This is a genomic window from Ignavibacteriales bacterium (genome assembly GCA_016700155.1).
In the GTDB taxonomy this organism is placed as follows: Bacteria; Bacteroidota; Ignavibacteria; order Ignavibacteriales; family Ignavibacteriaceae.
This window is the reverse complement of the sequence record CP065001.1, coordinates 2301741-2313656: the sequence shown is the minus strand read 5'-3', so window position 1 is coordinate 2313656 and position 11916 is coordinate 2301741. Positions and strand designations below refer to the sequence as shown.

Below are 11916 nucleotides of genomic sequence, written 5' to 3'. Positions count from 1 at the left end.
TATAAACAAATCTGAATTATGTATTGAAGCGGTATCCAAAGCATTTCCTTATCATTTTTTTATTTTCAGTTTCTTGTTGTGTGACTTTCGCTCAGTCGGAATACTCCACAAAGTATGTTACTGATACCCTGTCAATCAACTTTGAAAATAAATATCACCTTAACAGTATTACTGTAATTCCGTTTTCGGAATCAATATTGCTTAGAGGTGCAGTGCTGCCCCGATCATCATATTCGATTTCATATTCTACTTCAACTTTTTCACTTTCAGATACACTTGCATATTCTGTATTCGATACTATCATCGTAACATACCAGACATTAAGACTTTCACTGCAAAAGGAATATAAAAAGCGAATACTTGTAATTCGAGACGATGAAACTTCAGGCGATACTATCCGAGTGGCAACTACCGAATCGTCATTCCTTTCATCAGATGCAATATTTGGTTCAAACATTGAAAAGAGCGGAACACTTGTTCGCGGATTTACAGTCGGAACCACAAAAGATTTTTCACTTAACAGCGGTTTAAGACTTCAACTCTCAGGTAAACTTTCTGATGAAATAGAAGTAGTTGCCGCAGTCACCGACGAAAATACTCCGATTCAACCGGAAGGAAATACGGAGCGCCTGGAAGAACTTGACAAAGTTTTTATTCAACTGAAGCATAAAAACGCTGTTGGTACTTTTGGAGACTATCAGCTTCAAAAAAGATACGGCGAGTTTGGTTTGATTGACAGAAAGCTGCAAGGACTAATGGGTGAATTTAATTATGAAGGTCATAACGCTTACGTTTCAATCGCAAGTTCAAAAGGGAAATTTAATTCAAATACATTTAATGGAACTGATGGAGTTCAGGGACCTTACAGGTTGACGGGACTTAATAATGAACGTGATATTATAATCATAGCCGGCAGTGAAAAAGTATTCCTAGACGGAATTGAAATGCGGCGCGGTGAAGCGAATGATTTTACAATTGACTATTCAACTGCAAGAATAACTTTTACTCCAACCAGACTTATTACCGCTGCCAGCAGAATTTCTGTAGACTTTGAATATACCGACAGGCAGTATGCACGAAATATTTTCGGAACAGGAGTTCAAAGCCAGTTCTTTGAAAACAAACTCGGAATTAAAGTTCAGTACCTGCGTGAAGGTGATGATAAAGATTCACCACTTGATATAATTTTATTAGATTCGGATAAAGTATTTCTTGGTAACGCAGGTGATGACAGGAATAAGGCAGTTAAATCCGGTGTGTCGCTTGCAACGCCTGATTCTTTGGGAGTTGTGAGAGGTCTTTACCAAAGAATTGACACACTTATTAATGGTTTGAATTATACCTATTACAAATACAGTCCCGGTGATTCACTTTCACTTTACAATGCATCGTTCAGTTATGTAGGTGAACAGCAGGGCGATTACATCCGTGAAAGTTTGGGCAACTACAGGTTCATTGGTATCGGGCAGGGAAATTATATGCCGGTGATATTTCTACCAATGCCTGAATCAAAACAATTCGCAAATATCGTTCTCGATATTAAGCCCTGGGAGGGTGTATCTCTAAGTCTGGAGTACGCCGGAAGTCTTTGGGACAGGAATTTATTTTCATCCGGAGATGATGGTGATAATTATGGTCACGCGAGAAATATTTTTCTTAAAGCCGATCCTCGCGAAGTTGAAATCGGGAAACTGAGTCTCGGTCGAATCGGGTTTTCCTACAAAGACAGGTTTATACAGGACAGGTTCACTTCTCCCGACAGATTCAACGATGTAGAGTTCAACAGGAATTATAATTCAGGATTAACATCAAGTCGTCAGAATGAACAACTAAGAGAATTCAGTGTTACTCTGTTGCCGAATGAATTGCTAACCATCAACTCCACCCTTGGACTTTTAAGAACCGGAAGTGATTTTGCTTCTGATAGGTATAATAATACCGTCAGATTCACTGACAGAAGTATATTCAACATTGAGTATAACGTCGATTATGTAAATTCAAAAAATATTTCACTCACCAGTAAATGGTTACGACAAAAAGGGAATGCATTTTATACTTACTGGAAACTTAAACCGGGGCTTGAATTTTTAGCTGAAGATAAACTTGATAAAAGAAAAAATATTGATTCTCTTATTTCAGGCAGTCTTAAATTTTATGAAGTTAATCCTTACCTCGAAATAATTGAACTGGAAGGATTCAGAATCTCAGGCAAATATTCATTGAGAGATGATTACTTTCCACTTGCAGGACTGTTGGTAAAAGAATCAATGTCACGGGCACAATATTATGAAATGGAATATTCATCTATAAAAGAAGTTAATTCGACATTAAGCCTGACACTGAGAAAAAAGAAATACACAGATGAATTTAAAGCGAATGGACTTCTTGATAATGAAACGATACTTGTCAGATCACAATCCAGGTTCAGATTTTTTGATCAACTTATGAATGGCGATTTGTATTATGAAGTATCAACGCAAAGAAGTGCGAAACTGGAAAAGGTGTTTATCCGTGTTGAACAAGGGCAGGGCAATTATAAATATCTCGGTGATCTTAACAACAACGGCATTGCAGATGAAAGTGATTTTGAGCCGACATTATTTGATGGTGATTATGTTCAACTTACTGTTCCTACTGAAGAGTTATTTCCGGTTATAGATTTAAAAACAAGTACGCGATGGAAAATAAACTTTTCAGCATTAACAGATGGTAAAGGAATTTTAGGTAGTGTACTTAATGCTCTATCAACAGAAACATTCTGGCGGATAGAAGAAAACAGCAGGGAAGAAGATTACAAAAAAATATACTTACTTGATTTTTCAGCATTTCAAAATGAACAGAATACTATAAGAGGTTCTAACTATATTCAACAGGATATTTTAATTTACGAAAATGACCAGGACCTTTCATTCCGTATCAGGTTTAATCAGCGAAAAAGTTTGAACCAGTTCAGCGGCGGTGTTGAACGCGCTTATAACCGGGAAAGGAGTTTGAGGATAAAATTCAGAATGATCCAGGAAGTGAGTAATCAGACGGAAATTATCAACACAAATGATAATGTTTCCGCTCCGATAAATTCTAACAGGAAAAGGCGGATAAATTCAAACAACTTTGTCACGGATTTTTCTTACCGTCCCGCCAAAATGATTGAAGTTGGATTTAAAATTAAAGTAGGAAAAAGCGAGGACAGCTATCCGTTAAAGCCAACAATTATTGATCTTAATTCACAATCAATAAGATTTAATCTTTCGTTTGCCGGCTCCGGAAGACTTCGTGTTGAGGTTGAGAGAAATGAACTGATTGCTAATACGGATGAAAACTTTCTGCCGTTTGAATTGACCGGCGGAAATCTGTTAGGGAAAAATTATTTCTGGAGACTAAATTTTGATTACAGGTTGTCTGCAAATCTTCAATCGACAGTTAGTTATGATGGCAGGATTCAGGGAGGCGGTAAAGCTATTCATACAGCACGTGCAGAAGTGCGCGCATATTTTTAAGAGAGAATTTTTATGAAACTTATTTCAAATATGATCGAAGCTCATGTCATCAGGAGGCGTAAGAATAAAATGGAATTTCTTTTACTTAAACGATCCGATACTGAAATTTATCCCGGTTTGTGGCAAATGGTTTCAGGTAAAATGAAAAAGCACGAAAAAGCTTATGAGACGGCTTTACGTGAAATAAAAGAAGAGACCGGAATTGTTCAGAAGAAAATTTGGGTCGTACCGAATATTAATTCATTTTATTTTCCTGAAGGAAATTACATCTCATTTCTTCCGGTGTTTGTAGTTGAAGTGGATCCGGAATCTGTTATTAAAATTTCCAGAGAGCATTCCTCTTACAAATGGGTAACGGCTGAAAGAGCAAAAAAACTGCTTGCCTGGTCTGGACAAAGAAAATCAGTTGACATCATTAAAGAATATTTTTCTAGCCCTAACAGTTTACTTAAGTTTATTGAAATCAAAGTGTGATGAAATGTTATGTATTCAAAGCTGATTTACTTATTTTTGCGGCAGTTAAAATCTAAATACAGGAGTAAAATTTGGGACTTTTAGTTGTTGGTTCTCTTGGTCTTGATTCAGTTGAAACCCCTTTTGATAAAGTTACAGATGCTTTAGGCGGATCAGCAGTTTATATTTCTCTGGCTGCGAGTTATTTCAGCGGTCCGGTTTATTTAGTTGGTGTGGTTGGCGGGGATTTCCCCAAAAAGTATCTCAATACTTTAGAAGAACACAATGTTGATCTTGATGGTCTTCAGGTAATTGAGAATGGAAAAACATTCCGGTGGTCAGGTAAATACCATTATGATCTTAATGTGCGTGATACATTACTCACGGAGCTAAATGTCTTTGAAAAATTTGATCCCATTATTCCTGAAAAATTCAGAAAGTCAAAATACATTTGTCTGGGAAACATTGATCCTGAATTACAGATCAAAGTGCTTGACCAGATGGATGATCCGCAGTTTGTTGTCTGTGATACGATGAACTATTGGATCGAAGGAAAAAAAGATGAGTTGCTCAAACTTCTGAAAAGAGTAAATGTTCTGATCATTAATGATTCTGAAGCAAGACTGTTAGCGCATGAGCCGAATCTCATAAAGGCGTCAAGGGTAATAAGAGCAATGGGTCCCGAAATCCTTATCATTAAAAAAGGTGAACACGGTGCGTTGTTGTTTACCGAGGACACAATTTTTTCTGCTCCGGCATATCCGATGGAAATGATTTTTGATCCGACCGGCGCAGGAGATTCCTTTGCAGGTGGATTTACCGGTTATCTTCATAAGACACGTGATTTAAGCTCGTCCAATATGAAGCGGGCTATTATTTACGGCAGTGCAATGGCTTCATTCTGTGTAGAGCAATTTAGTACTAAAGGACTTGAATCACTTTCTTTACTCCGCGTCAAAGACAGGTATAGAGAATTTTTAGACTTATCAAGATTTGATGAAAAAGAGTGACTACTTCTCCTTAAAATTTGAGAATGATAAACTAGTCTTTATTGATCAAACCAAACTTCCGCTGGTTGAAGAATATATTGAAACCGATAGTTATAATCGTATAGCTGAAGCAATTGAGCGGCTTGAAATAAGAGGCGCACCATTAATTGGTATAGCTGCTGCTTATGCTTTGGCTCTCTCCGTAAAAAAAGATTCTTCCGGGGAAAAATTTCTCGAAGCTTATAACAGGTTGTTTCGTACAAGACCAACCGCAGTAAATTTATTTTACGCCCTTGAAGAAATAAAAAAAATTTATGAAGCTGATTTGCCCATGAAAGATTCATACGAGCTTTTGCTGGCTCGTGCCATAGAACTTCATAAAAAGGACGAAGAGTACTGCGACAGAATTGGAAAGAATGGGCTATCAGTTTTCAAAAAAAAATCCGGAATAATAACACACTGCAACACCGGGAAATTCGCGACCGGCGGAGATGGAACCGCATTCAATGTAATTAAATATGGATTTGAACACGGTCTTGTTGAACAAGTATTTGCAGATGAAACACGACCTTTACTGCAGGGCTTACGACTCACTTCATTTGAATTATCAAAAAATGGAATTCCGTTTAAGATTCTTTCTGATTCTTCTTCCGGTTCTTTAATGCAGACAGGTTTAATTGATTTTGCCGTAGTAGGTGCTGATAGAATTGCATTGAATGGTGATACTGCGAATAAAATAGGAACATTTAATCTTGCTGTGCTTTGTAATTTCCATAACATCCCCTTTTATGTTGCGGCACCATCAACTACCATTGACAGAAACATTCCATCAGGATCAGAAATTAAAATCGAATTCAGAAATAAAAATGAATTACTTTATTCAGGTTCCCTTCAAATTGCGCCTGAATCATTTGAAGTATACTCGCCCGCATTTGATGTCACACCTTCTCATCTTATTTCCGGTATCATCACCGAGGAGGGAGTATTTAATTTCCCTTACAATTTTATACAATGAGTCAGATCGTAAAGTCAGAAGCAATAGTTCTTGGTAAAATGAATTACCGTGATTCAAGTGTCATAGTCTCTTTGTACACAAAGGATTTTGGAAAGCTCTCGCTCATTTTGAAAGGTGCGAGGAGTCCGAAATCAAAAATAAGTAATATAGTTGACCCGGTAAATTTTATTAACGTTGTTTTCTACAAGAAGGAAACAAGGGAACTACAGTTCCTCTCAAGCGTTGATCTTATTTCATACTATCCCAACATCCGGAATAGTCTTGATGGAATGAAATATTCTCTTGCAATATTGGAATTAATACAGAAACTTGTGCCCGAGTATGAGCAGAACAACAGGATGTTTAATGGATTAACCAGAATCTTTTCATTGCTTGATTCATATGATGAACTGCCCTTAATACTTTTCAGCAGATTTTTTATGTTCTTTTTAACTGAAATAGGTTACGAACTGCAGTTGGATTCCTGCAGCATTTGCGCAAAGGATATTACCGGTACTTCGGATGTTGTTTACAACTTTAATCAGGGTCTTATTTGTAGTGAGTGTGCTGAAAATTACCCCGATTCATTCTATGTTAAAAAGGAACTTTTTCGTTATTTGATTTGTCTAAAGTATAAAAAAAAGGTAAGTTTATCTGACCCGGAAACGGGTGAATCTGCAATCCGGTTGATGGAAAAATTTTTAAGATATCATCATCAGGATTTTAAAGGAATTCAGTCACTAAAAATTTATAATTAAGAGGTATGTATCGCTGATTGATACAAATGCACAAACAGAAGTAAGTAAATTAAATTAGGAGTAAAAGTAAGTATGAAATCGAAGAGAATTTTCGGCGCATTTGCATTAATTATCGTTGGAATTTTGTTCGGAGCACTTTTGGTTTCCGGATTTGGATTGGTGAGACCGGGTTATGCTGATATTAATCTGGGCGCGAACAATCCGCCGGTAAATCTGGATGCCGACGCAACATCATTCAGTAAAGCTTTTATTGAAGTTGCCGAGAAAGTTACACCGACCATTGTTCAAATTTCCGTTGTCTCAAGTCTTAAAGATGATCCTCACCAGGATATTTTTCCCTTTCCATTCAGAGATCTTCCACAAGAACAACGCGGTTCCGGCAGTGGAATTATCATTTCAGCGGATGGTTATATTGTCACGAACAACCACGTTGTAGAGAATGCAACAAAAGTCACAGTTGGTTTGCATGATAACCGAACATACGATGCCCAGGTTATCGGAACAGACCCGCTGACTGATCTCGCAGTTATTAAAATAGAAGCAAAAGATTTACCAACGGCTTACCTTGGCGATTCAGATGACATCAAAGTCGGTCAATGGGTAATGGCTATAGGAAATCCGCTTTCTCTTTCTTCAACAGTTACTGCCGGTATTGTTAGTGCATTAGGAAGAGGCAATCTCGGTTTAATGTCCCGTGATAATGGTTATGCAGTAGAAAATTTTATTCAGACAGATGCCGCTATCAATCCCGGAAACAGCGGCGGTGCATTGGTTGATCTGTCTGGTGCTGTTATCGGAGTTAATTCTGCAATTGCTGCTTCACGCACTGGGACATACATAGGTTATGGGTTTGCAATTCCTGTTAACCTGGTTAAGTCAGTAGCAAAAGATCTAATTGCCAATGGTAAAGTAAGCAGAGGGTATATTGGTGTTCAGATCGGAACGATCGATAACGCTATTGCTAAATCATTAGGACTTGATAAACCGAGAGGTGTAATTGTAAACGGAATTGTTGAAGGCGGCGCAGCATCAAAGACTGATATTAAAGCCGGTGATGTTATTCTGAAGATTGACGGCAGGGAAGTCAATCAGCCAAACGAACTTCAGGGTTACATTGCATCTAAAACAGCAGGCTCAACAGTTAAACTGATTCTGTTAAGGGACGGAAAAGAATTAGAAAGAAGTGTAACATTAAAGCCGCGTGAAGAGGATGAAAAAAATCAGCCTGTACTAAGTAATAAAGATGAGAGCAGTAAATCTGAAACTAATTCAACTTCAGCAAGTTTTGAGGACATAGGGTTGACAGTTAGAAATTTATCTGACAAGGATAAATCCACTTACAAAGTTGACGGCGGTATTCTGATTACTGATGTAAAAGCTTTCAGTAAAGCACAGGATCAAAGTCTTGTCAGGAATATTGTAATTGTTGAAGTTGATAAAAAATCGATAAGTTCAGTCGATGAGTTCAAATCACTCGTTAACAAGAAAAAGGGATCGGCAATGCTGCTGAAAGTACAGGATGCCGAAGGCAACACCCGGTTTGTAGGTCTCGAAATCCCGGGATGATAAAATCCATATAATTTATTTTTTGCGTCCCGAATTTTTCGGGACGTTTTTTTTATATTTACCTTAACAAACAGGAATAATGATGATAAGGTTTTTAACTGCCGGGGAATCACATGGCAAAGCTTTATTAACTATTGTAGAAGGCTTTCCATCAAACATTAAAATTGAAAATGAATACCTGAATTATCACCTCAAACGCAGACAGAGCGGGTATGGTCGTGGTTTGCGGATGAAAATCGAATCCGACAAGGCAGAAATTATTTCAGGGATACGTCATCAGAAAACAATTGGTTCGCCCATTTCATTAATGATACAAAATAAAGATTGGGTCAACTGGCAGAATATTATGGACCCAACTAAAAAACAAAACTCATTTGAAAAGGTAAGTGTCCCTCGTCCGGGTCACGCTGATCTTGTCGGAATCTCCAAGTACAATTTTAATGATATTCGTAACTCAATTGAAAGATCAAGTGCAAGGGAAACGGCTGCAAGAGTAGCTGCAGGAACTGTAGCTAGAAAATTTCTTGAGATATTCGGAATTGAAGTAGGAAGTTTTGTTGAAAGTATCGGCGGAGTTTTCCCTGAAAATAATTTTGCTGAAGAACTGCTGAATAATAATCTGCCGAAAAAATTCAGTGCGAAAAATTTATCCGCTTTATCTGATAAAAGCGATGTAAGAGTACTTAGCCAGGAACACCAGGCAAAAATCATTAACAGGATTAAGCTTGCGAAAAAAATGGGAGATACTCTTGGCGGAACTTTTTATGTCGTTGCTACAGGAGTTCCGACCGGACTTGGCAGTTTCATGCATTATGATCTCAAACTTGATTCGGATATCGCACACTCAATCATATCTATAAACGCAGTTAAAGGTATTTCAATTGGTTCCGGTTTTGAATCGGCTGAAAAGTTTGGTTCTGAATCACACGATGAAATAATAAAAAAGGGAACGCGTTTTGAAAGAAGGACAAACAGATCAGGCGGAATCGAAGGAGGTATATCAACGGGTTTGCCTGTAATTGTAAGGGCAGCGATGAAACCAATCTCGACCCTTATGACACCGATCGAAAGTGTTGACCTGAAATCTATGAAAACGGTTGAGGCAAGGCGTGAACGAAGTGATTTTGTAGCTGTGCCCGCCTGCGCTGTAGTTGCTGAATCGATGCTTGCATGGAGTATTGCAAAGTTTTTCTTGCTTAAATTCGGTGGTGATTCACTTGAAGAAACGCAGGATAATTATAAAAATTATAACCGGAAATTGTTTAGAAGAATTTCGACCAACTTTAAATAAAAATGATCAAAATAAAAAAGTTTGTATTTAATCCTTTCTTTGAAAACACTTTTGTTGTCTGGGATGATGAAACTCTGCTGGCAGCAGTAATAGATCCGGGTTGTTCAAATTCGAAAGAAGAAAATGAGCTGAAGGGATTTATTAAAAATCAGAATTTAAAAATTGAATATCTTCTGAACACTCATTGTCATATTGATCATATACTCGGATGTAATTTCATTTTAAAAGAATATTCGCCGGTGTATTATGCGCCGGAACTTGATTTGCCTTTATTGGAAAACGCTGAATACCAGGCTTCTATGTTTGGTTTGAATATTCAGCCAATAAAAAAACCTGATAATTTTCTTGATGAAGAAACGAAAATAAAAATCGGCAGTTATGATATTCAGGTTTTGTTTACTCCAGGGCATACACCCGGAGAAGTATGTTTTTATTTTCCTCTTTCTAAAATCTGTATTTCCGGCGATGTTCTTTTTCAAGGAAGCATTGGCAGAACAGACTTAATGGGAGGAAATTTATCGGCATTACTAAATTCTATTAAATCCAGGCTTCTGTCACTTCCCGCAGAAACAATAATCTATCCCGGACATGGTCCTGAATCAACCATTGAGGAAGAGAAAAAGTACAACCCGTTTTTAAGGGAAATAGTTTAGTGTCAGGAAGAATCCGGTAATTACACAGAAGACTGAATTTCTGTTTTTTCATTGTGTCATTAAAATAATTCTGAAAGTACCCGAGATGAATTCCGGTCTCATTGGAAATTTATACTGGATAAGAATACTAATTACTTTACTTTTTGTATGGATATTATTATTTGAATTTATTCTTCCAGTGAATGAAATCTTGCCGGCTCCAACTACTGTAATTGATACTTCAATCCATCTTTTCATTGAATACAATTTATTGATTCATCTGCTGTCCACGGTCGGGGTTGTGTATCTATCCATAGCGATTGGATTTTTTCTAACCTTTATTTTCAGGAATAATTTGTTGAATGAAGATAGTCGGATATTCAAAATTATTTTTCCACTTGGAAATTTACCCGCTTTTATTCCTTTAATTTTTATAGCCATCTTTTTTGTTTACTGGTTTCCAGGCTCAGAATTAATTGAGTTTGTATTTGCTCTGCTCATAATATTTTTTTCTCATGTACTAACCATTGGAAAATCAATCAAAAGTGTAAATGAGGAATTACTTGTTTCATCTTTGTCATTTGGACTGTCTAAAAAAGTTATTCGAAATGATATAATCTGGAAATCCATTCTGCCAAAGTTGAGAGAACAGACAATTGAAACTCATTCTTTGCTTTGGACAATCATCTTAACATTTGAATTTATAAAGGGTGGTTATGGTGTCGGAGCGATTCTGAAAATGTTACTTGAAGTTAATGATCTATCCGGCATAACTGCAGTAATCATAATTGCACTTTCTCTGATTCTTATCCTGACAGGACTATCAAGATATTTACTTAACAAATTAATTTTCTGGGATAGTAATGAGTGAATATCTTTTAGAACTTCAAAATATTTCCAAATCGCTTACCGACGAGAGAGGTGTTTTAATTCATCTTTTAGAAAACATACCATTGAATATCGAAAAACAGGATAATGATGGAGCAATATATTCAATCATCGCACCACGATGTTCGGGTAAAACTACATTACTAAAAATTATTTCAGGTGTGGAAAATCAAACTTCAGGCATTAAAAAGTTTGACGGGAAGGAATACACCTCTGCTGACGGTTCCATTATTTACATCTCACAGAATTCTTTATCATTCCCATGGTTAAATGTTAAAGACAATATTTGTTTTCCTGTTTTGGAAAAGAATAAATCAGTTAATGAAAATCATATCAGCAAAATTATTAATGATGTTGGACTGGCAGGTTATAACAATCACTTTCCTGATGAAAAAAGTTTCGGATTCAGATTCAGAATCGCTTTAGCACGTGCATTAACGACTAATCCTAAGATTATTTTACTGGATGATACTTTTAATTCGATGAAATACGAAACTAAAACAGAAATCTATTCACTTCTGAAAATTATCTGTAAGAATTACCATACAGTATTTATTCTAACCACTTCCGATCCAATAGAAGCTTTAATTCTGTCAAAAACAGTCTTTCTCATGAGCAAGTTTAAGGGAACAATATTTGATAAAATTGAAATCGAATTGGGGAATTCCGCTTATATCTCTCCCTTAAATGATAAATCGTTCATTGACTTGCTGAACAGAGTTGAATTAAAATTGAGAAAACAAAATTCAGATGATTTCACCACAATCTCTTTATGATTCAATTGAGACTCCAAACAATTTCAACAAAAATTTATCCCTGAAAGGTTGCCGAATTGAAAAATAAAATCG

10 protein-coding genes are annotated in these 11916 nt (G+C 36.7%); all 10 read left to right on the top strand.

The genetic code is table 11. The features are described 5' to 3' along the window. The first annotated feature begins 197 nt into the window (after nucleotides 1-197). The gene (locus IPM56_09765) at nucleotides 198-3497 is read left to right on the top strand and encodes a hypothetical protein (protein QQS34559.1); all 3300 of its coding nucleotides are present in this window, start codon (nucleotides 198-200) and stop codon (nucleotides 3495-3497) included. A 12-nt stretch (nucleotides 3498-3509) separates the two neighbouring features. Continuing rightward, nucleotides 3510-3971 (top strand): NUDIX pyrophosphatase, encoded by a 462-nt coding sequence (locus IPM56_09760; protein QQS34558.1) that lies wholly within the window; start codon nucleotides 3510-3512, stop codon nucleotides 3969-3971. Between the two features lie 71 nt (nucleotides 3972-4042). Next, nucleotides 4043-4960: a sugar kinase gene (locus tag IPM56_09755; protein ID QQS34557.1), complete on the top strand. Its 918-nt coding sequence runs from the start codon at nucleotides 4043-4045 to the stop codon at nucleotides 4958-4960. Next, on the top strand, nucleotides 4947-5954 hold the full coding sequence (mtnA, locus tag IPM56_09750; protein ID QQS34556.1) for an S-methyl-5-thioribose-1-phosphate isomerase: 1008 nt from the start codon (nucleotides 4947-4949) through the stop codon (nucleotides 5952-5954). The genes IPM56_09755 and mtnA overlap by 14 nt, the downstream gene beginning before the upstream one ends. After that, entirely contained in the window at nucleotides 5951-6691 is a 741-nt protein-coding gene (gene recO / locus IPM56_09745; protein ID QQS34555.1) for a DNA repair protein RecO, read from the top strand. Before mtnA ends, recO begins: the two co-directional genes overlap by 4 nt. Before the next feature lie 72 nt (nucleotides 6692-6763). Next, a complete protein-coding gene (locus tag IPM56_09740; protein ID QQS34554.1) occupies nucleotides 6764-8257 on the top strand; it encodes a Do family serine endopeptidase in 1494 nt (497 codons plus the stop codon). 82 nt (nucleotides 8258-8339) lie between these two features. Continuing rightward, the gene (gene aroC, locus IPM56_09735) at nucleotides 8340-9548 is read left to right on the top strand and encodes a chorismate synthase (protein QQS34553.1); all 1209 of its coding nucleotides are present in this window, start codon (nucleotides 8340-8342) and stop codon (nucleotides 9546-9548) included. Between the two features lie 2 nt (nucleotides 9549-9550). Then, nucleotides 9551-10201 (top strand): MBL fold metallo-hydrolase, encoded by a 651-nt coding sequence (locus IPM56_09730; protein QQS34552.1) that lies wholly within the window; start codon nucleotides 9551-9553, stop codon nucleotides 10199-10201. A gap of 85 nt (nucleotides 10202-10286) precedes the next feature. Further along, nucleotides 10287-11051: an ABC transporter permease subunit gene (locus IPM56_09725; GenBank protein QQS34551.1), complete on the top strand. Its 765-nt coding sequence runs from the start codon at nucleotides 10287-10289 to the stop codon at nucleotides 11049-11051. Next, nucleotides 11044-11844, top strand: coding sequence for an ABC transporter ATP-binding protein (locus tag IPM56_09720; protein QQS34550.1), 801 nt, complete (start codon nucleotides 11044-11046; stop codon nucleotides 11842-11844). The genes IPM56_09725 and IPM56_09720 overlap by 8 nt, the downstream gene beginning before the upstream one ends. Nucleotides 11845-11916: the final 72 nt, after the last annotated feature.

Bases quoted from the DNA above. Each gene is read 5' to 3' on its own strand.
- IPM56_09760 (QQS34558.1), top strand. From the start codon at position 3,510: ATGAAACTTATTTCAAATATGATCGAAGCTCATGTCATCAGGAGGCGT.
- mtnA (QQS34556.1), top strand. From the start codon at position 4,947: ATGAAAAAGAGTGACTACTTCTCCTTAAAATTTGAGAATGATAAACTA.
- recO (QQS34555.1), top strand. From the start codon at position 5,951: ATGAGTCAGATCGTAAAGTCAGAAGCAATAGTTCTTGGTAAAATGAAT.
- IPM56_09740 (QQS34554.1), top strand. From the start codon at position 6,764: ATGAAATCGAAGAGAATTTTCGGCGCATTTGCATTAATTATCGTTGGA.
- aroC (QQS34553.1), top strand. From the start codon at position 8,340: ATGATAAGGTTTTTAACTGCCGGGGAATCACATGGCAAAGCTTTATTA.
- IPM56_09730 (QQS34552.1), top strand. From the start codon at position 9,551: ATGATCAAAATAAAAAAGTTTGTATTTAATCCTTTCTTTGAAAACACT.
- IPM56_09725 (QQS34551.1), top strand. From the start codon at position 10,287: ATGAATTCCGGTCTCATTGGAAATTTATACTGGATAAGAATACTAATT.
- IPM56_09720 (QQS34550.1), top strand. From the start codon at position 11,044: ATGAGTGAATATCTTTTAGAACTTCAAAATATTTCCAAATCGCTTACC.